Below are 25,927 nucleotides of genomic sequence, written 5' to 3' on the forward strand. Positions count from 1 at the left end.
CTAGTCGCGCAGGCGAGTGGCGGCCATCCGGGCGTCGACCAGGCGGCCGCCGCTGAGGCGGGCGAGGATCACGGAGCCGAACGGCAGCGCGCGCACCAGGGGCAGACCCTCGACCCGCTCCTCGTCCGTGTAGCCGAGGAGGACGTACATCCCGACCACGGCGATCGCGGCGATCGTCGCGACCCGCGCCGGGATCTGGTCCATCGTGCCGCCTCCGCCGTCGATCGGCTCGGCGAGCGTGACGCACATGAGGAAGATCGACGCGTAGACCGCCAGGTGCACGTGGGAGCGGCTCCACGGGCGCGCGAGCGCGGCGATCGGCAGGATCCAGAGGGCGTACCAGGGGTGGATGGCGGTCGACGCCGTCACGAACGCGAGCAGCGCGCCGGACAGGCGGGCGAGCGGATCGATGGAGCGCCGCGACAGCATGAGGCGCGCAGCGATCAGGCCGGCGAGCCCGAGCGCGAGGATCTTGACCACGGCGATCGCCGCGGCGGGGTCGTGACCGGTGAACTCGACGGCGCGGGAGACCGAGACCGTGACGAACGACATCGGCGCGTACCAGTGCAGGATCGAGCCGGGCACGACCATCGCCGCGACCCAGCCGACCCCGACGCCCGCGAGCAGCCCGACGGCGACCACGAGGCCGAGCGCTCCGGCGCCCGTCCAGAGCCAGCCGCGGGTGCGCTCACGCCACGTCGCGTCGTGGCGCAGCCACAGGAGCGCGAGCACGGGGAGCGCGATCACGGCGATCGGCTTGATCGCGATCGCTCCGGCCATCAGCACGACGGCGGCGATGCGCCGGTCGGTCTGGGCGTAGTAGAGCGACGCGAGGATGAGCGCCAGCATCACGGAGTCGTTGTGGCCGGCGACGACGAAGAGCACGAGGGTCAGCGGGTTGGCGACGATCGTCCAGGCGGTGAGCGGGACCGAGAGGCCGCGCAGGCGCGCCAGGCGGAGCGCGTAGACGGCCATGACGGCCACGCCCGCGACCGACACGGCGCGGAGCATCGCGATCGAGAGCTCCGGTGCGCCGTAGCCCGCGAACTGCACGGCGGTGCGCTCGATCAGGAGGTAGAGGGGCCCGTAGGGCGTGGGCGTGTCGGCCCAGAGCGGGTCGACGCCGAGGTCGAACCAGCCCGGGAGCGTCGCGACGCCGTGGGTGTAGGGGTCGATGCCCTGGGTCATCAGGCGACCCTGCGCCACGTAGGAGAACATGTCGTGGCTGAACAGCGGCACCGTCACGAGGAGCGGAGCGGTCCAGGCGAGGGCCGCCACCACGATGGTGCGGACGGAGCCGGGGCCCGCCGCGAGCGCGACCGTGCGCAGGCGGAGCCACGCGATCAGCAGCAGCATCCCGCCGCCCACGACGAGGGCGCCGCTGGACTCGGTGAGCCAGCCCGTGGCGCGGATCGAGGCGACGAGAGGCCAGTCGCGGATGGGCGAGCCGGCGGGCAGGTAGCCCACGCCGAGCGAGCCGAGGAGGATCGCGATCGAGCCCAGCAGGCCCGTCGCCAGCGGTGCGGCCTCCATGAAGCGGAGCCGCGGTCGGCGCTGCCGTCCCGTTGCCCGGGCCGTGTCCGGCCGCTCGATCGTCCCCCGTGAAGCCATCGGAGCCACGCTAAAGGATGGGACTCCGAAGTGCATGGACGGCCGGTGAACGGTTGATCAGTCGGCGCTCAGGTTGTACAAGCACCCGCACGCGCACCGATCAGGGCAGGCGCGGCACCGGGGCCGGCTCCGCGAAGCGCAGCTGGTTGCCGAACGGATCGATCACGTCGAGCGCGAAGCCGAACGGCGTGCGGGTGATCCGCGGGTTGAGGTAGGGGTACGCCTTCGCGTCGAGCTCGGCGTGCAGCTCGCGGACACCGCGGAGGGCGACGTGCACCGCGGCGCCGGGACTGCCGTCGCGGTGGTGCTCGCTGAGGTGCAGGCGGAGCCCCGAGCGCGACACCTGCAGGTAGAGGGGGGCGTCGAGCGCGGCGCGGTGCTCCCAGTCCACCTCGAAGCCGAGGTAGTCGACGTAGAACTCGCCCGCCTTGGCGACCGAGAAGATCCGCAGGATCGGCACGGCCGCCTCCAGTCGCACCGGCTCGAGCCGGTCCGGCTCCTCCGCGCTCGACCGGTCCCGTGCACGCCGTCTCGTCTCCACGCCACGAGGCTAGCCGCCCCGCGGTCGGCCCGGCGCCGGAGGGTCAGTCGACGAGATCGAGACCGCGCAGCAGCCGGAGGGTCTCGACCCCGGCGGGCGGGCAGCGGCCCGCATCGGAGCCGTCGACCCAGTGCAGCGAGTCGATCTCGCCGCTCGGGCGCGCCTCCCGGTCGAGCTCGGCGGCGAAGACGCTCATGTGGACCTCCCGCCCCTCCGGCTCGCCGTGCGCCTGGGTCCGGACGGTGAACAGGGGCACGAGGCCGAGGGCGACGGCGCCGAGCTCCTCGCGGGTCTCGCGGGCCGCCGCCTCGATCCCGCTCTCGCCCTCGTCGACCTTGCCGCCGGGGAGGTAGAGGACGTCGCGGCCCCGCGCCGTGACCATCAGGACCTGCCGGTCGCGGAGGACGGCGACGGCGGACACGATGATCGGCGGGAGGGTGCTCATCCGCTCATCATGCCCGCCGCGGGCGGACCGTCGCGGCGCCCCCGCGGCTACCATGGGGGCACACCAGAAGGACGCGCGCAGCCGGCGCGCGCCGGGGCCCCGTGCGCCCGAACAGCTGAGGAGCAACCCGTGGCAGAACCCACCACCCTCGACAAAGTCATCACCCTCGCGCAGCACAGGGGATTCGTCTTCCCCTCGGGTGAGATCTACGGGGGCACCCGCTCCGCGTGGGACTACGGGCCGCTCGGCGTGGAGTTCAAGGAGAACATCAAGCGCCAGTGGTGGAAGACCTTCGTGCAGGGCCGGGGCGACGTCGTCGGCCTGGACTCCGCGGTCATCCTGCCCTCGGCGATCTGGCACGCCTCGGGACACGTCGGCGTCTTCTCGGACCCGCTGACCGAGTCGCTGATCACCCACAAGCGCTACCGCGCCGACCACCTCTTCGAGAAGTACGAGGAGGTCAACGGCCACCCGCCCGTGAACGGCCTCGCCGACATCCCGGACCCGGAGCACCCCGACAAGGTCGGCCAGTGGACCGAGATCAAGCAGTTCTCGGGCCTGATGAAGACCTACCTCGGCGTCGTCGACGACGAGTCGGGGCTGCACTACCTGCGTCCCGAGACCGCCCAGGGCATCTTCACCAACTTCGCGAACGTGCTGCAGAGCGCCCGTCGCAAGCCGCCCTTCGGCATCGGCCAGATCGGCAAGGCGTTCCGCAACGAGATCACCCCCGGCAACTTCATCTTCCGCACCCGCGAGTTCGAGCAGATGGAGCTCGAGTTCTTCGTCGAGCCCGGCACGGACGAGGAGTGGCAGGAGACCTGGATGCAGCTCGCCTGGGACTGGTTCGTCGGGCTCGGGATGAACCCCGAGAACATCCGGCAGTACGAGCACCCGAAGGACAAGCTCTCCCACTACTCCAAGCGCACCGTCGACATCGAGTACCGCTTCAGCTTCGCCTCGGGCGAGTGGGGCGAGCTGATGGGAGTCGCGAACCGCACCGACTACGACCTCAAGACGCACATCGAGCACTCGGGCAAGGACCTCTCGTTCTTCGACCAGAACAAGAACGAGCGCTACGTGCCGTTCGTGATCGAGCCGTCGTTCGGCCTCACCCGCGCGCTCATGGCGTTCCTCGTCGACGCCTACGAGGAGCAGGAGCTGCCGCCGAACGCCAAGGGCAAGGTCGAGACGCGGACCGTGCTGCACCTCGACCCGCGCCTGGCGCCGGTGAAGGTGGCCGTGCTGCCGCTCTCGCGCAACGAGGCCCTCTCGCCGCTCGCGCGCCGCGTCGCCGACCAGCTGCGCCAGCTCTGGAACGTCGACTTCGACGACTCCGGAGCGATCGGCCGCCGCTACCGCCGCCAGGACGAGATCGGCACCCCGTACTGCGTGACCGTCGACTTCGACTCGCTCGAGGACGACGCCGTGACCGTCCGCGACCGCGACACGATGAAGCAGGAGCGCATCCCGCTCGAGCAGCTCGAGTCGTACCTCTTCACCGGGCTCCGCGGGGCCTGACGCTCCTCCGGGACGCCGCCGACCGGACGGGCCGGCGGCGTCCCGCCGAACGCGGACCAGCCGGCCCTGCGGTCAGCGCTCGCGGGCGAGCAGGGCGAAGACGAGGGTCGAGGTCCACTCGCCCTTGCAGAACTCGTCCTCCCGGTGATGCGCCTCGAGGCGCATCCCGAGGCGCTCGCAGAGGCGGGCGGACGCGGTGTTCCAAGCGTCGAGCTGCGCGACCACGCGGTGGGCGCCGAGGGTGTCGAACGCGAGGTCGAGCAGCGCCCGGGCGGCCTCGGTCGCGTAGCCGCGCCCCTGCGCCTCCGGGTGCAGCACCCAGCCGATCTCGACCGCCTCCTGCTCGACGGACGTCGCGATGAGCGTGAGGTCGCCGATCATCCGCCCGGCGAGGACGCCCTCCCGGGGGACGATCGCCAGCACGGCCACGTCGCCGTCAGCGGCGAGCCGTGTCGAGGGGAGGCGGCGCTGCAGGTGCGCCCGCGACTCCTCGGGGGTGCGCACCGGCCAGCGGAGGAACCGAACGGCGTCGGCGTCGCCCTGGTAGCGCGCGTGGTCCTCGGCGTCCTCCGGTCCGAGGGGACGCAGGAGCAGGCGCTCGGTGAGCAGCGGCGCGGAGCGCAGCGGCTCCGCGTCGAAGGGGAGCCGGAGGCTCACGCGGTGGCGGCGTCCGCGTCGGGGCGGGCGGCGGCGGCGGGCTCGGCCGGGACCTCGATGCCGAAGAGCGCCTCGAGCCCGGTGAGGTACGCCTCCTGCGCTCCGGCGCGCGCGTAGTCGCGGGCGCGGACGCTCGGGGTGTGCAGCAGCACGCCGGCGAGGTGGCGGAGCGCCTGCTCGGTGCGGCCGTCCTCGTCGCCGCGCGAGCGGGCCCGCTCGATCTCGGCGTCGAGCGCGTCGAACACGTGGGCGCGCAGGGCGACGACGGCCGGAGTGAGGCTCTTCTCGTCGGCGACGTCCGAGAACTTCCGGGCCGCCTTGTCGACGAGCGCGCGCGCCTGCTGCGACGCGTCGAGCACGTCGAGAGGTGCGTGCAGGCTGATCGTCTCGAGGTCGAGGAGCTCGACGCCGGCGACCGAGGTGACGTCGGAGGCGACGTTGCGCGGCAGGCCCAGGTCGATCACGAGCTGGCGCTCGCGGGAGAAGCCCTGGAGGCGCCCGGCGGCGAGCAGGGCGGCGTCGAGCACCGGCTCCTGGGTCGTGGTGCAGGTGATGACGATGTCGGCCGAGACCGCCTCGAGCGCGAGATCGGCGGCGGCGATGGGCCGGAGCGAGCGGCGGGCGGCGAAGCCCTCGGCGCGGCCGGAGGGGGAGTGCACGGCGATGTCCACCACTCCGCGGTCGCGCAGGGCCGCGACGGTCGCCCGCGCGTAGCTGCCGGTGCCGACGAGGAGGACGCGGGCGGCCCGCCAGTCGGTGACGCGGCTCGCGGCCAGGTCGAGCGCGAGGCGCACGATCGAGCGGCCGGCGCTGCCGAGGCCGGTGCGGTTCTTGATGCCGCGCGAGGTCTGCGAGGCGCGCTGGAACAGCCGCTCGAGCTCGGAGGAGGTGGTGCCGAGGCGGCGCGCCTCCTCGAGGGACCGGCGGACCTGGCCCGCGATCTCGCCCTCGCCGACCACGACGGACTCGAGCCCGCTGGAGACGGCGAAGAGGTGCTCGGCCACCCGGTCGCCCGAGACGACGTCGACGCTCCCGCGCAGCTCGTCCTGCTCGACGCCGGTCGCGGCGCTGACGGCGGCGGTGGCGGCCTCGACGGCGACGGCCTGCGCGGCGGTCAGCGGCTCCTCGATGTCGAGGTAGGCCTCGAAGCGGTTGCAGGTCGCGACGACGACGGCTCCGGAGACGAAGTCGATCCCCTCGGAGAGGGCCGCGGTCACGGCGGAGGAGTCGACGGAGAGCTTCTCGAGGAGATCGAAGCTGGCGTTCTTGTGCGACGCCGTCAGACACAGAAGCACCACGTCAGTCTACCCGCGCTCTGCGGGGCGAGGTCCCGGACTGGGGAGGAATGCACGGATGCGCCTGGAATAATGCCGCGGTGACCTCCCCCACCGACGGCCTGCTCGATCCGCTGCACCCCCTCTCCGCCGGCCGCACGGCCGACTCGCTGCTCCTGCGCGCCTACCGCTCCGAGCGGGGCGAGAGGACGCCCGTCTGGTTCATGCGCCAGGCCGGCCGCAGCCTCCCGGAGTACCGGGCCCTGCGCACCGACACGAAGATGCTCGACGCCTGCCTCGACCCGGCGCTGGCGAGCGAGATCACCCTGCAGCCGGTGCGGCGCCACGGAGTGGACGCGGCCATCTTCTTCAGCGACATCGTGATCCCGCTGCGGCTCGCGGGCGTCGGCGTCGACATCGTCCCCGGGCGCGGTCCGGTGCTCGAGAAGCCGGTGCGCACGGCCGCCGACGTCGCCGAGCTCGCCTCGATCGACCCGTCCGTCCTCGACGAGACGCTCGAGCCCATCCGCGAGGGCGTGCGCCGCACCGTCGCGGGCCTCGGCGACACCCCGCTCATCGGCTTCGCCGGCGCTCCCTTCACCCTGGCCGCCTACCTGGTGGAGGGCGGCCCGTCCAAGGACCACCTGCGCGCGCGGACGATGATGCACGCCGACCCCGCCGCCTGGGCCCAGCTGATGGAGTGGACCGCCGAGGTCACCGGCCGCTTCCTCCGCGCGCAGGTGCTCGCCGGGGCCAGCGCCGCGCAGCTCTTCGACTCCTGGGCCGGGGCGCTCTCGCTCTCGGACTACACGACCCACGTCGCTCCCGCCTCCGCGCGCGCCCTCGTCCACGTGCGCGACCTGGCGTTCGACCACGGGGAGACGCGCCGCAACGTCCCGATCGTGCACTTCGGCGTCGGCACCGGCGAGTTGCTCGGAGCGATGCACGGTATCGGCGCCGACGTGGTCGGCGTCGACTACCGGATCCCGCTCGACGAGGCCAACCACCGCCTCGGCGGCTTCGTGCCGGTGCAGGGCAACGTCGACCCGGCGCTGCTGACCGCGCCGTGGGAGGTCCTCGAGTCCCACGTCGACGACGTGCTCCGCCGGGGCCTGAGCGCCCCCGCGCACGTGCTCAACCTCGGCCACGGCGTGCCGCCCGAGACCGACCCCGACGTGCTCACGCGCCTCGTCGCGTTCGTGCACGCCTGGCGGCCGTGAGCGAGGAGCGCCCCCGCGACGCGGCGTCGTACGACGTCGCCGTCGTCGGCGGCGGAGTGGCGGGGCTCGCCGCCGCCGCGGAGTGCCTGCGCATCGGCCTGCGCGTCGTGGTGCTCGAGGCGGGGGAGCGGGTCGGGGGCTCGGTCTCCCCGCTCGCGCTGGCCGGCGCTTTGCTCGACGCGGGCGCCGAGAGCTTCGCCACCCGGGGCGGCCACGTCGAGCGGGCGCTCGCCGCGCTGACCCTCGACGGCGTCCCGCTCGCCGAGTCGATCGTCGAGCCGCGGACGCACGGCTCGTGGCTGCACCTCTCGGGCGGCCGCTCCGTGCCGTCGCCCCGGGCCGGCATCCTCGGCATCCCCGGCACGCCGCTCGCCCCCGACGTCGTGCGGGCGATCGGCCGCCGCGGCGCCTGGCGCGCCTGGCTCGACACCCTGATGCCGGTGCTGCGCATCGGCCGCGCCCACTCCCTCGCCGAGCTGGTGCGCACCCGGATGGGCGAGCGCGTGCTCGAGGACCTGGTCGCGCCGGTCGTCTCCGGCGTCTACTCGAGCCGGCCGGACGACATCGACGTCGACCTCGCCGCACCCGGACTGAACGGCGCGCTCACCCGCGCGGGCTCCCTCGCCCGGGCAGTGGCCGCCCTCCGCGCGAACCTCCCGGCCGGAGTCGCGGTCCGCGGGCTCGAGGGCGGGATGCACCGCCTGGTCGCCGCGCTGGTCCAGCGGATCGACTACCTCTCCGGCGAGATCCGCACCGGAGCCTCCGTGCAGCGGCTCGAGGGCTCCGACGGGGACTTCGTCCTGACCCTCGCCGACGGCACTCTGAGCGCCCGAGCGGTGATCGTCTCGACGCCGGAGCGCGACGCCCGGGCGCTGCTGGCCGGCCTCGCCCCCGCCGTCGCGGAGCGCGCCGACGAGGCGCCCCACGACTCCGTCGAGCTGGTGACCCTCGTCCTCGACGACGCCCGCCTGGACGCAGCCCCCCGCGGCTCCGGTGTGCTCGTGGCGCCCACCGCCACCGACGTCACGGCCAAGGCGATCACGCACGCGACCGCGAAGTGGGACTGGCTGGCCGCCTCCCTCCCTCCCGGGCGCCACGTGCTGCGCCTCTCCTACGGGCGCCCGGGCGAGCGCCCGCCGCTCGAGGGGCGCACCGATGCCGAGGCGGCGGCGATCGCCCTGCTCGACGCCTCGACGCTGCTCGGACTCGCCCTCGATCCGGCGTCGCTCGTCGACTCCGCCCGGGTGAGCTGGGCCAACGTCCGGCCCGCCGCGGCGCTGGGCCGCCGTGCGCACCTGGAGGCGTTCCGCGAGGCGCTCCTCCCGATCGAGGGAGTCGCCGTGACCGGCACCTGGATCGCGGGCACGGGCCTCGCCTCGGTGCTCCCGCACGCCGCCGAGACGGCCGCCCTTATCCGGCGCCGACTGGTGCGTCAAGGAGTCGGGCTGCCGAGCGACGCCCGCGACGCCGACGGCTACTCTTAGGCCCAGGCATCCGCGCGAGCGCGCGGCGTGCCCCGGCACGAGTGGTCACCGACCGCGTGGACGATCGCGAGAGCGACCCAGGACGAGGAGTAGGCGTGAAGGGCAAGATTCTTTTCGTGGCAGGAGCCGCAGCCGGGTACGTGCTGGGAGCACGCGCCGGCCGCAAGCGGTACGAGCAGATCGCCTCGGCGGCAGGCCGCTTCTGGCGGACCCAGCCGGTGCAGGACGTCGCGGGCGCCGTCGGCGGTGCTGCGAAGACCCAGCTGAGCAGCGTCTCGGACAAGGCGTACGAGGTCGTGCGCTCGGTGGTCGTCAAGGCCGTGTCCGGCGGCAGGAAGGCCCAGGGAGCGAGCGACGCGGAGGCGTCGGCCGCCGCCCGCAAGGCGGCCTCGAAGGTCGATGAGGCCGCGGCGTCGGCCGGCTCCGGCGGGTCGACGACGTCCACCTCCACCAGCAGGGCCTAGTGCTCATCCCCCCGGCCGTGCCAGGCGCGCGCCGGCCGGCACGTCCCACCCTCGAGGAGCTCCCGTGGTGAACGAACGCAATCCCAAGAACGCCCGATCACTGGGAGAGCTGGTCAGCGACCTGCCCGGCCTCGTGATCGAGCTCGTCAAGGCCGAGGTCGCCTCGCTGAAGAACGAGCTGGCGGGCAAGGCGAAGAGCGCGGGTCTGGCCGTCGGCCTGTTCGCGGTCGCGGCCTTCCTCCTCCTGACCGCGTGGGCGACGCTGGTCGCCTTCGCGATCATCGGCATCGCCTCCTGGCTTCCGGCCTGGCTGTCGGCGCTGATCGTGACGGTCTTCTTCCTCCTGGTGGCCGTGATCCTCGCCCTCGTCGGCGTGCGCACCATCAAGAAGGCCGTGCCGCCGGTGCCGCAGGACTCGATCGACAGCATCAAGAAGGACGTCCAGGCGTTCAAGGGAGTGGGCAGCTATGACAACTGAGCGATCCGTCAGCAGCACCACGCCCCGCTTCGTCGACCCGGCGGAGCTGAAGCCCGGCCAGCTGAAGGCCGACATCGAGCGCGCTCGCTCCGAGCTGGCCGCGACGCTCGACGCGATCGAGTACAAGGTCAACGTGCCGCGCAAGGTGCGCACGGCCCAGCGGACGATCGAGCGCAAGCTCCAGGTGGTGCGCCGCCAGAACCCCTCCGCGCTGATCGCCGGAGCGGTCGGCGCCGCCGCCGCCGTGGGCCTCGTCGTCTGGGGCGTCGCGAAGCAGATCATCGAGGACTGAGCGCCGGAGGGCCCGGGGTGCTAGCGTCCCGGGCCCTCCGGCGCCAGAGCCCCCGCCGCTTTTGTGCATCGGCACGAGCGGAGGGATGATGGATCAATGACCGATCAGACCGCCGGCACGGCGGGTCCCGTTCAGTCCGCCCCCGACACGAGCGCCGCCGCTCCGGCGCCGCAGCCCCCCGCCGATCAGGATCACTCCGATCAGGCCCTGGGATACACGCTCTGGGCGGTTCTCCGCAGGGATCCCGCACGTCCGTTCACCCTCTCCAGCGACGCCGTGGATCCCGCGGTGAAGCAGTACGAGCACCTCGTCGCCCAGCTCGAGGGCGAGGGCGTGACCGTCCGCGGCACCTACGACGTCTCGGCCCTGCGCGCCGACGCCGACATCATGCTGTGGCTCACGGGCCCGGCGCCCGAGGAGCTGCAGCGGGCCTACCGCGAGCTGCGGCGCACGGAGCTGCTGGTCGGCCTCCTGCCGACGTGGAACGCGATGGGCGTGCACCGCGACGCCGAGTTCAGCTCGAACCACCTCCCCGCCTACATGCGCGGGAAGGCGCCGGCCCGCTGGCTCACGGTCTACCCCTTCGTCCGCTCCTACGAGTGGTACATCCTCCCCGAGGAGGAGCGCCGCGCGATGCTCGCCCAGCACGGGCGCCAGGGCTCGCGGTTCCGCTCCGTCCTGACCAACACGGTCGCCTCGTTCTCGCTCGGCGACTACGAGTGGATCCTCGCCCTCGAGGACGAGGAGCTCGTCAACCTCGTCGACCTCATGCGCGACCTGCGCGCCACCGAGGCCCGCCGCCACGTGCGCGAGGAAGTCCCCTTCTACACAGGCCGGCGCATCGACGCCGACCAGATCGCCGAGGTGCTCCGATGAGCGACACGACCAGCGAGCCGATCCTCGTCCGCGGGGCCACCCCTGCGGCGGCGTCCGGCCCCGAGCACGTCGAGGTCCCCGTGGCCTACGACGCGATCCTCCTCGCCGGCTTCGGCGGGCCGGAGGGTCAGGACGACGTCATCCCGTTCCTCCGCAACGTCACCCGCGGCCGCGGCATCCCGGAGGAGCGCCTCGAGGAGGTCGCCCACCACTACCGCCACTTCGGCGGCGTCAGCCCGATCAACGCGCAGAACCGCGCGTTGAAGAAGGCGCTCGAGGCCGAGCTCGCGAACCGCGGCATCGACCTCCCCGTGCTCTGGGGCAACCGCAACTGGGCGCCCTACATGAGCGAGGCCGTCGCCGAGGCGAAGGAGCGCGGGTTCACCAACCTGCTCGCCATCGCCACCAGCGCGTACTCCTCTTTCTCGTCCTGCAGGCAGTACCGCGAGGACTACGCGGCGGCGCTCGACGCGACCGGCCTCGAGGGCGAGCTGCGGATCGACAAGGTGCGCCAGTTCTTCGACCACCCCGGCTTCGTCATGCCGTTCGTCAAGGCCGTCCACGACGGGCTCGACGAGCTGCGCGAGCGGATGCCCGACCTCGATGTCACGTCCGAGGTGGAGGTGCTGTTCTCGACGCACTCGATCCCCATGGCCGACGCCGAGCGCAGCGGACCCCACGAACGCCACGACGACGGCACCGTCGTCGACGTGCACGAGTTTGGACCGGGCGGTGCCTACGAGGCGCAGCACCTCGCCGTCGCCGAGGTCGTCATGGCCGCCGCCACGGACGAGGACTTGCCCTGGCAGCTGGTCTACCAGTCGCGCTCCGGCCCGCCCACCCAGCCCTGGCTCGAGCCGGACATCAACGACGCCATCGCGGAGCTGCCGGCCCGCGGCCGCCGCGCGCTGCTGATCGTCCCGCTCGGCTTCGTGTCCGACCACATGGAGGTCATGTGGGACCTCGACAACGAGGCCCTCGAGACCTCGGAGGAGCACGGACTCGTCGCGCTCCGCGTCGCGACCCCCGGCACGGACCCGGTCTACGTCTCCGGCCTGATCGACCTGGTCCTCGAGCGCGTCAACGGCGTGCCGACCGAGGACCGGCCCTCGATGACGGCGCTCGGCCCCTGGTACGACGTCTGCCGCCCCGGTTGCTGCGAGAACGTGCGAGCGGGGTTCAAGCCCGCCCTGGCGGGAGTCGCACCGTGATGAGGAGTCGTCTGTCGTGAGCATCAGAGTCGGCACCCGCGCGAGCGCGCTCGCGGTGGCGCAGACCCGGATGACGGCCGATCTGATGTCGGCCGCCGCGGGGGTCCCCGTGGAGCTGGTGCGCATCGAGTCGGACGGCGACCGCATGCGCGGCTCGCTCGCCTCCCTCGGCGGCACCGGCGTGTTCGTCAGCGCCCTGCGCGACGCGCTGCTCGCCGGGCGCTGCGATGCGATCGTGCACTCGCTGAAGGACCTGCCCACCGCTCCGGTGGAGGGCCTGCTGCTCGGAGCGGTCCCCGAGCGGGAGGACCCGCGCGACGCGCTCTGCGCCCGCGACGGGCTCACCCTGGCGAGCCTGCCGGTCGGAGCCCGCGTGGGCACGGGCTCGCCCCGCCGGCGCGCGGCGCTGCTGGCCGCCCGTCCGGACCTCGAGATCGTGGACATCCGCGGCAACATCGACACCCGGCTCCGGAGGGTGCTGCCCGGCAGCGACTCGCCGCTGGACGCGATCGTGCTCGCCCTGTCCGGCCTGCGCCGCCTCGGCCGGGTCGACGCGATCACCGAGGTGCTCGGCTTCGACGTCTCCCCGCACGCCCCCGGTCAGGGAGCGCTGGCCATCGAGGTGCGCGACGAGGAGCCGTCGGAGGAGCTTCGCGCCGCTCTCGCAGCGGTCGAGCACGTGCCGACCCGCGCGGCGATCACGGCCGAGCGGTCGCTCCTCGCCTCCCTCGAGGCCGGGTGCGCCGCTCCGATCGGGGCCTCCGCGGTCGTCGAGGAGGACCGCGTCGTCCTGCACGGCGTGGTCTTCGCCGTCGACGGCGCGGCGTCCCTCGCTCGGGAGGTCGCGGAGCCGGTCGATAACGGTTCGGTCGGCGGTAGTCGACACCGGGCGGATCCGCAGTATGGTGGTCGCGAACTGCCCGTCGTCGAAGCCGCGTTCCGTTGCGGCTCTCTGCTCGCTGACGCGCTTCTCGGTGCGGGTGCCGCCGAACTCGCACCCCTGGGAGCCCCTTCGTGATCGTCCCCGCCGCCTACTCCCAGTGGGAGAAGCCGTTGCAGGGGTGGCGCATCCTCGTCCCCCGCGGAGGCCCGTGGGGGGACGGTGTCGCCGCCGCTCTCCGAGCCAAGGGAGCCTCGCCCGTCGTCGCTCCGATGATCAACTTCGCGCCGACCGACGACTTCCCCGCGCTCGAGCAGGCCCTCGCCGACCTCGAGGCCGGCGCCTTCGACTGGATGACCGTCACGAGCGCCACCACGGTCGATGTCCTCTCCCTCCTGCGCACCACCGTGCCCGCGAGCACCAAGGTGGCGGCGGTCGGCGAGACCACGGCGGCCGCGCTCGTCGCCGCCGGGTACTCCGTCGACCTCGTCCCCTCCGAGGACAACTCCGCCCGCGGCCTCCTGGCCGAGTGGGAGGAGGCCACCGGCGGCCGACACCCCCTGCGCGTGCTGACGCTGCGGTCCGAGATCGCCAAGCCGCTGCTCACCGAGGGCCTCACCCGCATCGGGCACGACGTGCGCTCCGTGGTCGCCTACCGCACGGTCGGCGTCCCGGTGGAGGAGCGCGTCGTGGCGGATGTCGCCGGCGGAGCCGTGCACGCGATCCTCGTCACCTCGGGCAGCGTGGCGGAGCAGGTCCAGAAGCAGCTCGGCCCGGTGCCCGAGTCGATCCTCGTCGCCGCGATCGGCCCGCAGACCGCGAAGGACGCCCGCGCCTTCGGCCTGCGCGTCGACGTCGTCGCCGACGAGCGCTCGGCCTCCTCCCTCATCGACGCGGTCGCCGCCGTCGCCACGGAGCGCGCTCCCCGCTGAGCCGCCTCCCCGGCGCGACGTCGGCCGGGAGGGGCGGGCCTCGCCCCGCAGGCCAGGGATCCGCCTCTCGGCTGATGTCGTGCGTCCGGAGCACCTCCACGGGGTGAGGCGTCCGCGCTCCCGGGAGGTGCTCGGCGGGGCGGGATTACGCTGGAGGACATGACTGCCATCCGCCCGCGCCGCCTCCGCACGACCCCCGCACTCCGCCGTCTCGTCCAGGAGACGCGCATCCACCCGGCGCAGCTGATCCTGCCCCTCTTCGTGGCCGAGGGGACCACCGAGGCCCGGCCGATCGGGTCGATGCCGGGGGTGATGCACCACTCGCTGGACAGCGTCCGCGGAGCGGTGACGGAGGCGGCCGAGGCGGGGATCGGCGGTGTGATGCTGTTCGGCGTGCCGACCACGCGCGACGCGGTCGGCTCCGGTGCGACCGACCCCGACGGCGTGCTCAACGCCGCGACGCGGGTCGTCGTGGAGGAGGTCGGCGACGCGCTGGTCGTGCAGACCGACCTGTGCCTGGACGAGTTCACCGACCACGGCCACTGCGGTGTCCTCGACGACCGCGGGCGCGTCGACAACGACGCCACGCTCCTCCGCTACGAGGAGATGGCGCTCGCCCAGGCCGAGGCCGGCTCCCACCTGCTCGGGCTCTCGGGGATGATGGACGGCCAGGTCGGAGCGATCCGCGCCGCTCTCGACGGCGCCGGGCACCTGGACACCGCGATCCTCGCGTACTCGGCGAAGTACGCCTCCAGCTTCTACGGTCCGTTCCGCGAGGCCGTGCAGTCCACGCTCGAGGGCGATCGCCGCACCTACCAGCAGGACCCGGCGAACCGCCGCGAGGGCCTGCGCGAGGCGACCCTCGACCTCGCCGAGGGCGCCGACGTGGTGATGGTGAAGCCGGCCATGAGCTACCTCGACGTGCTCTCGGACGTCGCATCCGTCTCGGACGTGCCGGTCTGGGCGTACCAGGTGTCGGGGGAGTACGCGATGATCGAGGCCGCCGCCGCGAACGGCTGGATCTCGCGCGAGCCGGCGATCCTGGAGTCGGTCACGGGGATCCTCCGCGCGGGGGCCGACGCGGTTCTCACCTACTGGGCCGTCGAGATCGCTCGCGACCTGCTGAGATAACCGCCTCCTCCTCCCGGGAGCGAGCCTCGGCATCTCGTCCGAAAGCGCCTCTCCGGCGCGAGGGCGCCGGGCGGCGCGCGTACCCTGGAGGGGTGACCACCTCGGCGAACGACACCCTGTACGAGCGTGCCCGGCACGCGATCCCCGGAGGCGTCAACTCGCCCGTCAGAGCGTTCCGCTCGGTCGGCGGGACCCCGCGCTTCATGGTCTCGGCCGCCGGCCCGTACATCACGGACGCGGACGGGCGCGAGTACGTCGACCTCGTCTGCTCCTGGGGCCCTGCCGTCCTCGGGCACGCGCACCCCGAGGTCGTCGCGGCCGTGCAGGAGGCGGCCGCCCGCGGTCTCTCGTTCGGCGCGTCCACTCCCGCCGAGACGGATCTCGCCGAGCTGGTCGAGGCGCGGATCACGGCCGGGGGAGTCTCGCCGATCGAGAAGCTCCGCCTGGTCTCCACCGGCACCGAGGCGACGATGACGGCGATCCGCCTCGCCCGCGGCGTCACCGGCCGCGACCTGCTGATCAAGTTCTCCGGCCACTACCACGGCCACTCCGACGGGCTGCTCGCCGATGCCGGCTCCGGTCTCGCGACCCTCTCGCTGCCCGCCTCCGCCGGCGTCACGGCCGCGACCGCGGCCCAGACGATCGTGCTGCCGTACAACGATCTCGAGGCGGTGCGCGCGGTCCTGGCCGAGCGTGGCGCCGACATCGCGGCGGTCATCACCGAGGCCGCGGCCGCCAACATGGGCGTGGTCGCTCCGGACCCGGGCTTCAACGCGGCCCTCGCCGAGCTCGTGCACGCGAACGGATCGCTGCTGATCATGGACGAGGTGCTGACCGGCTTCCGCGTGAGCGCCGGCGGCTGGTGGGGGCTCGAGAACCGCGGCGCCGAGGCTCCGTACCGGGCCGACCTCTACACCTTCGGCAAGGTCATCGGCGGAGGGATGCCGGTCGCGGCTCTCGGCGGCCGTGCGGACGTCATGGACCACCTGGCGCCGCTCGGGCCGGTGTACCAGGCGGGCACCCTCTCCGGGAACCCGGTCGCGTTGGCCGCGGGCATCCGGACGCTGCAGCTGGCCGACGACGCGGTCTACGCCTCGCTGGACGCCACGGCGCTGACGCTCCAGCGCGAGGTGTCGGCGGCGCTGACGGCCGAGGGCGTCGCGCACACGGTGCAGACGGCCGGGAGCCTCTTCAGCTTCATGTTCACGGACCTGGGCCGGCCGGTGCGGGACTACGCCGAGGTCCAGGCGCAGGAGTCGTTCCGCTACCCGGCGTTCTTCCACGCGATGCTCGACGCGGGCGTCTCGCTGCCGCCGTCGGTGTACGAGGCCTGGTTCGTCTCGGCCGCGCACGACGACGCGGCGATCGGGCGCATCGTGGACGCGCTGCCGGCGGCGGCGAAGGCCGCGGCGGCCGCTCGGGCGTAGGCTCCGGGGCCACCCGCGGATCAGGCGGGGGCCCGCCGCGCTGAAGCGGCGGACGTCCCGCGCGCCCGGCCGCCGGCGTGCGGCGACCGGGCAGGGGCCCTCAGCCCCGGCGCGAGACCGACTTCGGCAGAACGAACACCAGCGCGAAAGCGGCGACCGCCATCAGGGTGCTCAGGAGCATCGCGGGAGCCGCGGCGTCGAGGAAGCCCGAGGCGACCGTGTCCGGACCCGTGATGACGAGGCTCCCGAACAGCACGCTGCCGATGACCGCGATGCCCACGGCCGAGCCGATGCGCTGGATCGCCGAGATCACGCCGCTCGCCGCGCCCGCGTCCTGCGGGTCGACGGTCGAGACGATGAACTGCACGTTCGGGGCGATGAAGAAGCCGTTGCCGAGGCCCGCGATCAGCAGCGGCGGCAGGAGCTGCCAGTTGCTGATCGAGTCCGGGGTCGCGGTCAGCAGCACCAGCCAGACCCAGCCGAGCCCGATGGCGAGCAGTCCGCTGCCCATCACCAGGACGTTGCGCCCCAGGCGCGCGGTCATCCGGTTGCTCTGCGAGGAGCTGATGATGCTGCCGATCGCGAAGGGGATCGACACCAGGCCCGACTCCAGCGCGGTGTGGCCGAGGCCCGACTGCCAGAGCAGCGAGATGGTGAAGAAGATGCTCGTGAAGGCCGCGAAGTAGACCAGCGCGAGGATCACGCCTCCGGTGAAGGCCGGGTGGCGGAACAGCGACGGCGGCACCAGGGGAGCGCGGCCGCGGCGGACGTGGAGGACCTCCCAGGCGCCGAACGCGGCGAGGAGCAGGACTCCGCCGGCGATCGAGAGGAAGGTCCACAGCGGCCAGCCCTCGTCCTCGCCCTGGATGAGCGGGACGAGCAGGGCGACCAGGCCGCCGGAGACGAGCACGAGGCCGAGCCAGTCGACGCCTCCGCTCGGGGCGCGGTCGCCGGCCTCGAGGTCGCGGCGGGCGGGGAGGAGGACCGCGGCGGCGATCAGGGTCGCGACGCCGATCGGCAGGTTCACCCAGAAGACCAGGCGCCAGCCGTTCTCGTCGCCGAAGGCCTGGATGATCAGGCCGCCGATGATCGGACCGAGCGCCGACGAGACGCCGAGGACCGCGCCCATCACCGCGAAGGCCTTGCCGCGCGAGGGGCCGCGGAAGAGGAGCTGGATGTAGGCGTTGACCGCCGGGACGAAGACGCCGCCCGCCAGGCCCTGCACGATGCGGGCGATGACGAGCTGGGTGTCGTCCGCGGCCAGTCCGCACGCGAAGCTGGCGACGGTGAAGAGGGCGATGCCGCTGACGAAGACCCACTTGTGCCCGAAGCGGTCGCCGAGGCGGCCGGCAGGGATCAGGGCGAGGCCGAACGCGAGGGCGTAGCCGGAGATGATCCAGGAGAGCGTCGACTCGGAGGCGTCGAGCGTGGTGCGGATGGTGGGCAGCGCCACGTTCACGATGGTCGTGTCGAGCAGGGCGATGAACATGCCCGCGAGCAGGACGATCAGCGAGCGCCAGGCGCGCTTGTCGGGGGCGGGAGGGGCGCCGGTCGATCGGGCGGTCGACGTCTCGGTCATCGCAGGAGTGCCTTTCGAGCAGGGGGGGAGGGGGGGTCCGTCAGACCTGTTCGAGGGACGCGACCGGGTGTGAATGCTCGCAGGAGAAACCGGGTTTCCGCACGCCGGGATCTGTGGGGGCCTTCAGGCGGAGGGCATGCCGCAGGCTCGCCTCGCGGGGCGTCAGCGGATGCGCGACTCCGCCAGCCGGGCGCAGTCGATGCAGAGCTCGGCCGTGGGCCGGGCGGCGAGGCGGGCGGCTCCGATCGGGCGGCCGCACGAGGCGCAGTCCCCGTAGCCGCCGGTGCCGAGGCGGGTGCGAGCGGCGTCGAGCTCGCGCGCCGTGCGGGCGAGAGCGTCGCGGACTCCGGCCATCCGCGACCACTCGGCCGAGAGCGGCGTGCCCTCCGGGTCGTGCTCGTCATCGGCGGTGCCGTCGGCACGGTCGCGCAGGAGCTCGGCCAGCGAGGCCTCGAGCCGGGCCGCCTCGTCGCGCGTCTCGGCCTGCCGCTCGGCCAGCAGCGCGTCGAGGAGGCGCGCCTCGTCCGGATCCATCGGCATCCGACCATGCTGCCACCCACGCGAGCGGCGGGGCATCGTTGTGCGATCCGGCGCTGACCCGGCGGCGGGCGGCGGGGCAGACTAGAGGCATGCCCGTCGTGACCGTGCTCCCCGACCGCCTCGAACTCCGCCTCACCGCGGCCGAGCGACTGCTCGCGTTCCACCGCAGCGACGTCGTCGTCGACCGGTCGAGCATCCGCTCGGCGACGGTCACCGAGGACCCCTGGATCTGGGTCCGGGGCATCCGCGCGCCGGGCACCGCGGTGCCGCTCACGCTCGCAGCCGGCACGTGGAAGTTCCACGGCGGCAAGGACTTCCTGCTGATCAAGCGCACTGCCTCGGCCGTCGTGATCGACCTGGTCGACGAGGACTACTCCCGCCTGATCGTGAGCACCAAGCACGCGCCCGAGCTGATCGCGGCCCTCCAGCTGGGGACGACGACCGCGGCGATCCCCGTGATCGAGGCCGACGACCTCGTGATCGTCCCCGAGGTCGCCGAGCAGGCGGAGCGGGCCCAGGCGGCCGCCGCGAAGAAGAAGGCGAAGGCGGCGAAGGCCGCGGCCGTGGCCGCGGAGGCGGCGGGTCCGGCGACGGTGGTCGAGGGTCAGGAGGCGGCGAGCGGCGTGAGCGCGGCGGCCGCGGCTCCGGAGGCGGACGGCGCCGCGGAGGACGTCGCGGCTCCGACGGAGTCAGCAGCGGGGGCCGCTCCGAAGAGCCCGAAGGCCACGCCGAAGGGCGCTCCGAAGACGAGTGCTCGGACCGCCGCGAGCACGCCGGCCGGGTCCGGGGGTTCCGCGCCCGTGGACGTCATCGGCTCCGAGCCGATCGAGTCCGCAGCCCCGATGAAGCCCGCGGAGCCGAAGCCCGCCGAGCCGAAGCCCGCCGAGCCGAAGCCCGCGGAGCCGAAGCCCGCCGAGCCGAAGTCCGCGGGATCGAAGCCCGCCGAGCCGAAGCCCGCCGGATCCGAGTCCGCCGAGCCCGCCCCCGCGAAGCCGGCTCCGGCCGCGAAGCCCGCGCCGAAGCCCCGCACGCCGGCGAAGCCCCGCGCCGCGCGCCCCGACTCCTCCGTCGGTCACGCGTCGGCCGAGCCGAGCGGCGCCACGGAGGCCGCGGAGTAGCGCACCGCCGCACGAGCAGCCGCCCCGCAGCGCCGGCCGGGGCGCCCCCTCCTCCACGCTCGAGGCGGGCGGACGCCCTCCGGCGAGGCCGAACCGTCAGGCGCGGACGTCCACCACAGTCCGACCGTGCGAGCGGCCGGCGAGCACGTCCTCGGCCGCGTCGACCGCCCCGCCGAGCGGCACCGTCGTCGTCAGCTCGTCGAGCAGCTCCAGGTCGAGGTCGTGAGCGAGGCGGCGCCAGGCCTCCTCGCGGAGCTTGCGCGGCGCCTCCACCGAGTTGATGCCGGCCAGCGTCACTCCGCGCAGGATGAACGGCATCACGCTCAATGGCAGGTCCGGGCCCTGCGCGAGACCGCACGCCGCCACGGTGCCGCCCCACCGCGTCTGCGCGAGGGCGTTCGCGAGCGTGTGCGAGCCGGCGGAGTCCACCGCTCCCGCCCAGCGCTCGGACTGCAGCGGCTTCCCGCCCTCCTGCAGCTCGGCGCGGTCGATGACGTCGGAGGCGCCCAAGCGCTGGAGCAGAGCGCCGTGCTCGCCGAGCCGGCCGGTCGAGGCGACGACCTCGTGGCCGAGGCGCGCCAGGAGCGCGACGGCGAGCGACCCCACGCCTCCCGAGGCCCCCGTCACCAGGACGGGACCGCTGCCCGGCCGCACGCCGTGCCGCTCGAGCGCCAGCACGGCCAGCATCGCCGTGAAGCCCGCGGTGCCGATCGCTCCGGCCCGTGCCGCCGAGATGGCGCCGGGCAGCCGGAGCAGCGACGCGGAGTCGACACGCGCCCGCTCGGCGAGCCCGCCGTCGTGGCGCTCGCCGAGGCCGGCGCCGTTGAGCACCACCCGGTCGCCGGAGTCGAAGCGCTCGCCCGCCTCGCCGTCCGCGTACTCCACGGTGCCGACCAGGTCGATGCCGGCGACGAGCGGGGTGCGGCGAACGATCCCGGGCCGCCCCGCCAGCGCCAGGGCGTCCTTGTAGTTGACGCTCGAGTACTCGACGGCGATCGACACGTCGCCGTGCGAGCGGTCGGGATCGTCGCGCTCGAGGAGGCGGGCTCGGTTGGGGGTGTCGGTGTCGGAGTCGGAGTGCCGCTCGACGACGATGGCTCGGTACATGGGCCCACGCTACGCCCGCGGGCCCGCGGCCGGGCGGTCAGTTCAGGGGCCGGGTGCCCTCGGGGAGCGATCCGCCGGAGTAGAGGGCGGACGCCGCGTCCTGGAGCGCCGTCAGGGCGACGCGCTGCGTCCACGGACCGTAGGAGACGCGGGCCAGCCCGAGCTCCTCGAAGCGGGCGGGGGACTGCGATCCGGGGACGCCGATGACGCTGACGCGCTGCCGCCCGAGGGCGGCGACGAGGGACTCCAGCTCGGCGTCCTGGAGCAGCCCGGGGACGAAGAAGCAGGTGGCGCCGGCGTCGAGGTAGGCGCGGCCGCGCTCGACGGCGTCGGCCAGGACCTCGCCGCGGTCGCGGTCGCCGGCGCGGAGGAGCACATCCGTGCGGGCGTTGAGCGCGAAGGGCACCGCCTCCTCCTCGGCCGCGGCGACGGCCTTTTCGACCGCTCGCAGCGCCTCCGGGAGCGGCTTCGCCTGGTCCTCGAGGTTCGCGCCCACGACGCCGATCCCGATCGCGCGGCGGACCGTCTCGCCGGCGTCGCCGTAGCCCGCCTCGAGGTCGGCCGAGACCGGGACCTCGACGGCGGCGACGATGCGCTCGATCATGCCCAGGTGCAGCTCCAGCGGGATCCGCTCGCCGTCCTCGTAGCCGAACGCCGCCGCGATGGAGTGGCTGGCGGTCGCGAGCGCCCGGGTCTCCGGGAGCGCGGCGACCGTGGTCGCGCTGATCACGTCCCAGACGTTCACCACCTGCAGCAGCTCGGGGTTGGTGTGGAGGTCGACGAGGGTGCGCCCGCGCGCTTCGATGCTCATGGCACGAGCGTAGGGCCCGCGTGCGCGGCGCAGGCCGCCGCATCGCAGTCGGCGCAGACCACGAGCTGGGCGCGGCAGGAGAGGTCGGTGCAGTTGCGCATCCGGCTGGTCGGCGCGGCGCACGAGGTGCAGCGGCCCAGCACCTCGGCGTCGGGGGAGAAGGAGACGGAGCCGCGGCCGTCGAAGACGTACAGGGCCCCCTTCCACAGACCGCGGTCGCGCCGCGCCTCGGCGTAGCGGACGACGCCTCCGTCGAGCTGGTACACCTCGCCGAAGCCGCGCGCCGTCATCAGGCTCGACAGCACCTCGCAGCGGATGCCGCCGGTGCAGTACGTGACCACGGGCCGGCCCTTGAGGTGGTCGTAGACGCCGGCGTCGAGCTGCTCGACGAACTCGCGGGTGCTGGAGACCCCCGGCACGATCGCCCCCTCGAACCTGCCGATCTCGGCTTCGAAGGCGTTGCGGCCGTCGAAGAGCACCACGTCGTCGCGCTCGGCGACGAGGGCGTCCAGCTGGTCCGGGTCGAGCCGCGGAGCCGTCCCGACGACCCCGTCGGCGTCGACCCGCAGCTCGTCGCGCGCGCCGAACGAGACGATCTCGTCGCGCACCTTCACCGAGAGACCGGGGAAGTCGAGGCTGCGGCCGTCGTCGTCGAGGCCGGAGCCGTCGCTCCACTTCACCTCGAGTCCGTGGAATGCCGAGTGCTCACGGGTGCGGCGGACGTAGCGCTTCAGGGCGTCCATCCCGCCGCCCAGCGTGCCGTTCACCCCGTGCTCCGAGATCAGCAGGCGCCCGCGCAGGCCCAGCGACTCGCACAGCTCGCGCTGCCACAGCCGCACGGACTCGGGGTCGGCCAGCGGCACGAAGCGGTAGAACAGCAGGATCTTCGGCAGCACCGGCACATCCTACGAGGACGTCCGGACCGGGGCGCGGCGTGTGGCAGCATCGTCGGGTGCCCGACGCCTCCGCCCCCGTGCCGCACTCCCGCCTCGAGGACGTCTTCGGTCTCGTCACCGGTGCGTTCGTCGTGTCGCTCGGCCTCTACCTGCTGCGCGCGAGCCAGGCGGTCACGGGCGGCACCGCGGGTCTCGCACTGCTGCTGGGGTACCCGCTCGACATCCCGTTCGGCGTGATCCTCGTCACGGTCAACGTGCCGTTCCTCGCCCTCTCGCTGTGGAAGAAGGGCTGGCGCTTCACGCTGCGGACCATGTTCTCGATCGTGCTGGTCTCGGTCCTGGCGGGCCTGCACCCGCTGGCGTTCGGCGAGCTGCGGATCGAGCCCGTCTACGGCGTCCTCACGGGCGACGTGCTCGCGGGGATCGGCCTCCTGATCCTCTTCCGGCACGGGTCGAGCCTGGGCGGATTCAGCATCGTCGCCCTGATCGCGCAGGAGCGGCTCGGCTGGCGGGCGGGCTACGTGATGATGGCGCTCGACGCGTGCGTGGTCGCGGCCGCGCTGCTGGTGGTGCCTCCGCTGAACGTGCTGATCTCGGCGGCGGGAGTGGTGGTGCTCAACCTGGTCCTGGCGTTCAACCACCGGCCCGGGCGCTATCTCGGGTCCTGACCCCCTCCGCAAGCCCTTCGGCGCGCACCGCCGGGTTCCTAGGCTGAGGGCGCGGGCCCCCGCCCGCCCTTCCCGAACGGAGAAACCGGATGTCCGACTGGACCTACGACCCCTACGCCCGCCTCGGCGAGGTGCCGACCTTCGCGCTCGAGAGCGACGACATCGCCGACGGTGCGCCCCTGTCCGCCCGCCACTACGGCGAGGGCTCCGGCGGCGAGGACGTCTCGCCGCACCTGCGCTGGTCGGGAGCCCCCGCCGAGACGAAGAGCTTCGCCGTGACGGTGTTCGACCCCGACGCGCCCACCGGCTCCGGCTTCTGGCACTGGGCCGTCTACAACCTCCCGGCCGACACCACGGAGCTCCCGACGGGAGCCGGAGCCGCCGGCTTCGAGCTGCTCCCGGCGGGCGCGCAGACGCTGCCCAACGAGATGCGGCTGCGCCAGTTCGTCGGAGCGGCGCCGCCGGACCGCGAGCACCGCTACTTCTTCGTGGTGCACGCCCTCGATGTCGAGTCGCTCGACCTCGACCCGGAGTCGACGCCGGCGATCCTCGGCTTCAACGCGCACTTCCACACCCTAGCGCGGGCGCAGATCGTCGCCACGGCGACGCCGGACGGCGCGAAGGACTGACCGCTCTGCGGGGAGCGCGCGCTACCCGAAGAGGGTGCGCGCCTCCTCGTAGCGGGCGTCCGGCACCGTCTTGAGGGTGCCGAGCGCCTCGGCGAAGGCCACGTGGTAGATGTCGGTGCCGCGCAGGGCGACCATGCGGCCCCAGTGCTCGGCGACGACGGAGTCGATGGCGGCCATGCCCAGGCGGGTCGCGAGGACGCGGTCGAACGCGGTGGGCGTGCCTCCGCGCTGGATGTGGCCGAGCGTGGTGGCGCGGGTCTCGATGCCGGTGCGCTCCTCGATGAGCGGAGCCAGCAGCTCGCCGATGCCGCCGAGGCGGGGCCGGCCGAAGGCGTCGAGGCCGCGCTCGGAGTGGGCGTCGTCCATCGTGTCGAGCGAGAAGCCCTCGGCGACCACGACGAGCGGTGCGCGCCCGCGGTCCTGCGCGCTCTGCACCCACTCGACGATCTGGTCGAGGGAGGTGCGCTTCTCCGGGATGAGGATGACGTGGGCGCCCGCGGCCATGCCGGAGTGCAGGGCGATCCAGCCGACGTGGCGGCCCATGACCTCGGCGACCATGCAGCGGCCGTGCGAGTCGCCGGTGGTGCGGAGGCGGTCCATCGCGTCGGTCGCGATGCCGACGGCCGTGTCGAAGCCGAAGGTGTAGTCGGTGGCGCCGAGGTCGTTGTCGATGGTCTTCGGGACGCCGACGATCTTGAGGCCCGCGTCCGTGAGGCGCTTGGCCGCGGCCAGGGTGCCCTCGCCGCCGATCGCGATGATCGAGTCGATGCCGTTGCGGTCCATCATCTCGGCGATCTTCTCGGGGCCGCCGTTCTCGCCCTCGAAGGGGTTCGTCCGGCTGGTGCCGATGATCGTGCCGCCCTGCTTGGCGATGCCCTGGATCTCGGGGCGGCCCAGGGGCAGGAGGTCGCCGTCGACCACTCCGCGCCAGCCGTTCCGGAAGCCCACGAACTCCTGGTCGTAGACCTTGATGCCCTTGTAGACGGCACCGCGGATGACGGCGTTGAGGCCGGGGCAGTCGCCACCGGAGGTCAGGATCCCGATCTTCACCCGCTCAGGTTAGAGGACCCGGTGAACGGATGTGCACGCGGACGACGACGGGCCCCTCCTCGCCGCCTCGAGGAAGGGCCCGTCGTCGTGCTCTGTGCTGGTGGGACTAGGTCGTGACGAGCTCGCCGTTGACGCCGCGGGGGAAGAATCCGCCGGTGCGCGTGCCGGCCGCGGGGTTCAGGTACACGATGTTGAGGACCTGGCCCGGGGTGCGGCTGAACGCGATGGAGCTGCCGTCGGTCGGGACGATGTTCGCCTGGCCGTTGACCTTGACGCCCTGGTCGAGGTCGGTCTTGCCGTCGAGGCTGTCGCGCGCGTCGGAGAGCTTATTCGCCGAGTCGGACAGGTCGGCGGCGTAGATCGCCGAGCGGATCGCGCCCGCGTGGTACGCCTCCACCGCGAGGATGCCGGCGGCCGCGTCGAGGTAGGTCTTCGACTGGATGAGCGGGGCGGCGCCCTTGTAGGCGGTCACTCCCACGTCCTCGAAGACGAAGGCGCCGAGCAGGAAGTTCGACTCGCTCGCGAACGGGTCGAACGACTGACCGGCCTTGATCAGCCCCGCCGCAACGGCGGCGGAGTTGAAGCTGTCCTTCAGGTTGATCGCCGGGCGGGCCACCTTCGCGGTGCCCAGCGCGGCCCGCAGGAACTGCACGTGGGCCTTCTCGTCGTTCGCGACCTCGGTGGCGAAGCTCTTCAGCCACGGGGTCTTGAAGTCGACGGGGCGGCCGCCGATGACGCCGCCGGGCGTGCCCTTGCCGGTCACGTCCGAGCCGCCGAGGCCGGTGCCGTAGACGGCGCGGAGGTAGAACTCGGCCTCGAGGTACTCGAGGTTGAGGGCGAAGTTGAGGATCGAGGCGTCGCTGGGGCCGCTGGCAGCGACCTCCTCGGCGGAGGCGGTGGGCGCGGCGAGGGCCGCGGCTCCGATGCCGAGGCCGGCGACGCCGGTGGCCTCGAAGAAGCGGCGACGGTCGAGAGCGGTCTCAGAGCTCTTGACGATCGCGTTGCGGATGAAGGTCGTGTCGAACATGTGCGCATCTCCAGTGATAGGCGGGTGCCGGGCGGCTGGAGCGCCGCCGCGACAGCGC

General features: G+C 73.4%; 27 protein-coding genes. 15 read left to right on the top strand and 12 right to left on the bottom strand.

Annotation, left to right across the window (positions count from 1 at the left end; translation table 11 throughout):
• The 3 genes from mptB to C5C71_RS04580 all read right to left on the bottom strand — a co-directional run bounded on the left by mptB (position 1) and on the right by C5C71_RS04580 (position 2,597).
• Positions 1-1,611, bottom strand: a complete 1,611-nt coding sequence (gene mptB, locus C5C71_RS04570; protein WP_146078786.1) for a polyprenol phosphomannose-dependent alpha 1,6 mannosyltransferase MptB — start codon at positions 1,609-1,611, stop codon at positions 1-3.
• Between the two features lie 100 nt (positions 1,612-1,711).
• Positions 1,712-2,152 carry a glyoxalase superfamily protein gene (locus C5C71_RS04575; protein ID WP_208543318.1) on the bottom strand — a complete coding sequence of 147 codons (441 nt, stop codon included), beginning with the start codon at positions 2,150-2,152 and terminating at the stop codon, positions 1,712-1,714.
• 43 nt (positions 2,153-2,195) lie between these two features.
• Positions 2,196-2,597 carry an NUDIX domain-containing protein gene (locus C5C71_RS04580; protein WP_104337216.1) on the bottom strand — a complete coding sequence of 134 codons (402 nt, stop codon included), beginning with the start codon at positions 2,595-2,597 and terminating at the stop codon, positions 2,196-2,198.
• Between the two features lie 129 nt (positions 2,598-2,726).
• Between C5C71_RS04580 and C5C71_RS04585 the strand changes: the two genes are divergently transcribed.
• Complete coding sequence (locus C5C71_RS04585) at positions 2,727-4,118, top strand: glycine--tRNA ligase (protein ID WP_104337217.1); 1,392 nt, start codon at positions 2,727-2,729, stop codon at positions 4,116-4,118.
• Positions 4,119-4,190: 72 nt separating this feature from the next.
• On the opposite strand, the gene C5C71_RS04590 is transcribed toward C5C71_RS04585, so the two are convergent.
• Positions 4,191-4,775, bottom strand: a complete 585-nt coding sequence (locus C5C71_RS04590) for a GNAT family N-acetyltransferase (protein WP_258068645.1) — start codon at positions 4,773-4,775, stop codon at positions 4,191-4,193.
• On the bottom strand, positions 4,772-6,070 hold the full coding sequence (locus C5C71_RS04595; protein WP_104328846.1) for a glutamyl-tRNA reductase: 1,299 nt from the start codon (positions 6,068-6,070) through the stop codon (positions 4,772-4,774). The genes C5C71_RS04590 and C5C71_RS04595 overlap by 4 nt, the downstream gene beginning before the upstream one ends.
• 50 nt (positions 6,071-6,120) lie before the next feature.
• Here C5C71_RS04595 and hemE point away from each other — a divergent pair, with 50 nt between their 5' ends.
• From hemE to hemL, 11 genes are all read left to right on the top strand, one after another.
• Positions 6,121-7,269, top strand: coding sequence for a uroporphyrinogen decarboxylase (gene hemE, locus C5C71_RS04600; RefSeq protein WP_104222882.1), 1,149 nt, complete (start codon positions 6,121-6,123; stop codon positions 7,267-7,269).
• Positions 7,266-8,753 (top strand): NAD(P)/FAD-dependent oxidoreductase, encoded by a 1,488-nt coding sequence (locus C5C71_RS04605; protein ID WP_258065386.1) that lies wholly within the window; start codon positions 7,266-7,268, stop codon positions 8,751-8,753. The genes hemE and C5C71_RS04605 overlap by 4 nt, the downstream gene beginning before the upstream one ends.
• 116 nt (positions 8,754-8,869) lie before the next feature.
• Entirely contained in the window at positions 8,870-9,217 is a 348-nt protein-coding gene (locus C5C71_RS04610; RefSeq protein ID WP_146076886.1) for a YtxH domain-containing protein, read from the top strand.
• Positions 9,218-9,284: 67 nt separating this feature from the next.
• Entirely contained in the window at positions 9,285-9,695 is a 411-nt protein-coding gene (locus tag C5C71_RS04615) for a phage holin family protein (RefSeq protein ID WP_244229489.1), read from the top strand.
• Positions 9,685-9,987, top strand: coding sequence for a DUF3618 domain-containing protein (locus tag C5C71_RS04620; protein ID WP_104222879.1), 303 nt, complete (start codon positions 9,685-9,687; stop codon positions 9,985-9,987). The genes C5C71_RS04615 and C5C71_RS04620 overlap by 11 nt, the downstream gene beginning before the upstream one ends.
• A gap of 96 nt (positions 9,988-10,083) precedes the next feature.
• Complete coding sequence (hemQ, locus tag C5C71_RS04625) at positions 10,084-10,863, top strand: hydrogen peroxide-dependent heme synthase (protein WP_104233087.1); 780 nt, start codon at positions 10,084-10,086, stop codon at positions 10,861-10,863.
• The gene (locus tag C5C71_RS04630) at positions 10,860-12,074 is read left to right on the top strand and encodes a ferrochelatase (RefSeq protein ID WP_104337218.1); all 1,215 of its coding nucleotides are present in this window, start codon (positions 10,860-10,862) and stop codon (positions 12,072-12,074) included. Before hemQ ends, C5C71_RS04630 begins: the two co-directional genes overlap by 4 nt.
• Positions 12,075-12,090: 16 nt before the next feature.
• Entirely contained in the window at positions 12,091-13,092 is a 1,002-nt protein-coding gene (gene hemC / locus C5C71_RS04635) for a hydroxymethylbilane synthase (RefSeq protein ID WP_104337219.1), read from the top strand.
• Positions 13,092-13,886, top strand: a complete 795-nt coding sequence (locus C5C71_RS04640; protein WP_104222950.1) for a uroporphyrinogen-III synthase — start codon at positions 13,092-13,094, stop codon at positions 13,884-13,886. Before hemC ends, C5C71_RS04640 begins: the two co-directional genes overlap by 1 nt.
• 159 nt (positions 13,887-14,045) lie before the next feature.
• Positions 14,046-15,017: a porphobilinogen synthase gene (gene hemB / locus C5C71_RS04645; protein WP_104287844.1), complete on the top strand. Its 972-nt coding sequence runs from the start codon at positions 14,046-14,048 to the stop codon at positions 15,015-15,017.
• Between the two features lie 92 nt (positions 15,018-15,109).
• Complete coding sequence (gene hemL / locus C5C71_RS04650; protein WP_104337220.1) at positions 15,110-16,444, top strand: glutamate-1-semialdehyde 2,1-aminomutase; 1,335 nt, start codon at positions 15,110-15,112, stop codon at positions 16,442-16,444.
• A 100-nt stretch (positions 16,445-16,544) separates the two neighbouring features.
• Here hemL and C5C71_RS04655 read toward each other — a convergent pair whose 3' ends face one another.
• Both C5C71_RS04655 and C5C71_RS04660 read right to left on the bottom strand, forming a co-directional pair.
• Entirely contained in the window at positions 16,545-18,023 is a 1,479-nt protein-coding gene (locus C5C71_RS04655) for an MFS transporter (protein WP_104233092.1), read from the bottom strand.
• A gap of 162 nt (positions 18,024-18,185) precedes the next feature.
• Positions 18,186-18,563 carry a TraR/DksA family transcriptional regulator gene (locus tag C5C71_RS04660; RefSeq protein ID WP_258059381.1) on the bottom strand — a complete coding sequence of 126 codons (378 nt, stop codon included), beginning with the start codon at positions 18,561-18,563 and terminating at the stop codon, positions 18,186-18,188.
• Positions 18,564-18,652: 89 nt separating this feature from the next.
• On the opposite strand from C5C71_RS04660, the gene C5C71_RS17885 reads away from it, so the two are divergent.
• Positions 18,653-19,681 carry a hypothetical protein gene (locus C5C71_RS17885; protein ID WP_258068646.1) on the top strand — a complete coding sequence of 343 codons (1,029 nt, stop codon included), beginning with the start codon at positions 18,653-18,655 and terminating at the stop codon, positions 19,679-19,681.
• A 96-nt stretch (positions 19,682-19,777) separates the two neighbouring features.
• On the opposite strand, the gene C5C71_RS04670 is transcribed toward C5C71_RS17885, so the two are convergent.
• The 3 genes from C5C71_RS04670 to C5C71_RS04680 are packed head-to-tail and all read right to left on the bottom strand — an operon-like array spanning position 19,778 to position 22,495.
• On the bottom strand, positions 19,778-20,788 hold the full coding sequence (locus tag C5C71_RS04670; RefSeq protein ID WP_104337221.1) for an MDR family oxidoreductase: 1,011 nt from the start codon (positions 20,786-20,788) through the stop codon (positions 19,778-19,780).
• 37 nt (positions 20,789-20,825) lie between these two features.
• Positions 20,826-21,599: an isocitrate lyase/phosphoenolpyruvate mutase family protein gene (locus C5C71_RS04675; protein ID WP_104337222.1), complete on the bottom strand. Its 774-nt coding sequence runs from the start codon at positions 21,597-21,599 to the stop codon at positions 20,826-20,828.
• Positions 21,596-22,495: a rhodanese-related sulfurtransferase gene (locus C5C71_RS04680; protein WP_104337223.1), complete on the bottom strand. Its 900-nt coding sequence runs from the start codon at positions 22,493-22,495 to the stop codon at positions 21,596-21,598. Before C5C71_RS04680 ends, C5C71_RS04675 begins: the two co-directional genes overlap by 4 nt.
• A gap of 56 nt (positions 22,496-22,551) precedes the next feature.
• On the opposite strand from C5C71_RS04680, the gene C5C71_RS04685 reads away from it, so the two are divergent.
• Both C5C71_RS04685 and C5C71_RS04690 read left to right on the top strand, forming a co-directional pair.
• A complete protein-coding gene (locus C5C71_RS04685) occupies positions 22,552-23,163 on the top strand; it encodes a YitT family protein (protein WP_244230588.1) in 612 nt (203 codons plus the stop codon).
• A gap of 89 nt (positions 23,164-23,252) precedes the next feature.
• Positions 23,253-23,792: a YbhB/YbcL family Raf kinase inhibitor-like protein gene (locus C5C71_RS04690; RefSeq protein ID WP_104249897.1), complete on the top strand. Its 540-nt coding sequence runs from the start codon at positions 23,253-23,255 to the stop codon at positions 23,790-23,792.
• A gap of 21 nt (positions 23,793-23,813) precedes the next feature.
• On the opposite strand, the gene C5C71_RS04695 is transcribed toward C5C71_RS04690, so the two are convergent.
• Positions 23,814-24,842, bottom strand: a complete 1,029-nt coding sequence (locus C5C71_RS04695; protein WP_104246916.1) for a 6-phosphofructokinase — start codon at positions 24,840-24,842, stop codon at positions 23,814-23,816.
• A gap of 106 nt (positions 24,843-24,948) precedes the next feature.
• Entirely contained in the window at positions 24,949-25,869 is a 921-nt protein-coding gene (locus tag C5C71_RS04700) for a ferritin-like domain-containing protein (RefSeq protein WP_104222865.1), read from the bottom strand.
• Positions 25,870-25,927 lie beyond the last annotated feature (58 nt).

This window comes from Rathayibacter sp. AY1C1 (assembly GCF_002932105.1).
Taxonomy (GTDB): Bacteria; Actinomycetota; Actinomycetes; order Actinomycetales; family Microbacteriaceae; genus Rathayibacter.

Excerpts from the sequence above, each read along its gene's own strand:
- C5C71_RS04660 (WP_258059381.1), bottom strand. The coding sequence starts at position 18,563 with ATGCCGATGGATCCGGACGAGGCGCGCCTCCTCGACGCGCTGCTGGCC.
- C5C71_RS04580 (WP_104337216.1), bottom strand. The coding sequence starts at position 2,597 with ATGAGCACCCTCCCGCCGATCATCGTGTCCGCCGTCGCCGTCCTCCGC.
- hemB (WP_104287844.1), top strand. The coding sequence starts at position 14,046 with ATGACTGCCATCCGCCCGCGCCGCCTCCGCACGACCCCCGCACTCCGC.
- C5C71_RS04620 (WP_104222879.1), top strand. The coding sequence starts at position 9,685 with ATGACAACTGAGCGATCCGTCAGCAGCACCACGCCCCGCTTCGTCGAC.
- C5C71_RS04690 (WP_104249897.1), top strand. The coding sequence starts at position 23,253 with ATGTCCGACTGGACCTACGACCCCTACGCCCGCCTCGGCGAGGTGCCG.
- C5C71_RS04630 (WP_104337218.1), top strand. The coding sequence starts at position 10,860 with ATGAGCGACACGACCAGCGAGCCGATCCTCGTCCGCGGGGCCACCCCT.
- hemQ (WP_104233087.1), top strand. The coding sequence starts at position 10,084 with ATGACCGATCAGACCGCCGGCACGGCGGGTCCCGTTCAGTCCGCCCCC.
- mptB (WP_146078786.1), bottom strand. The coding sequence starts at position 1,611 with ATGGCTTCACGGGGGACGATCGAGCGGCCGGACACGGCCCGGGCAACG.
- C5C71_RS17885 (WP_258068646.1), top strand. The coding sequence starts at position 18,653 with ATGCCCGTCGTGACCGTGCTCCCCGACCGCCTCGAACTCCGCCTCACC.
- C5C71_RS04700 (WP_104222865.1), bottom strand. The coding sequence starts at position 25,869 with ATGTTCGACACGACCTTCATCCGCAACGCGATCGTCAAGAGCTCTGAG.
- C5C71_RS04670 (WP_104337221.1), bottom strand. The coding sequence starts at position 20,788 with ATGTACCGAGCCATCGTCGTCGAGCGGCACTCCGACTCCGACACCGAC.
- C5C71_RS04675 (WP_104337222.1), bottom strand. The coding sequence starts at position 21,599 with ATGAGCATCGAAGCGCGCGGGCGCACCCTCGTCGACCTCCACACCAAC.
- C5C71_RS04655 (WP_104233092.1), bottom strand. The coding sequence starts at position 18,023 with ATGACCGAGACGTCGACCGCCCGATCGACCGGCGCCCCTCCCGCCCCC.
- hemE (WP_104222882.1), top strand. The coding sequence starts at position 6,121 with ATGCACGGATGCGCCTGGAATAATGCCGCGGTGACCTCCCCCACCGAC.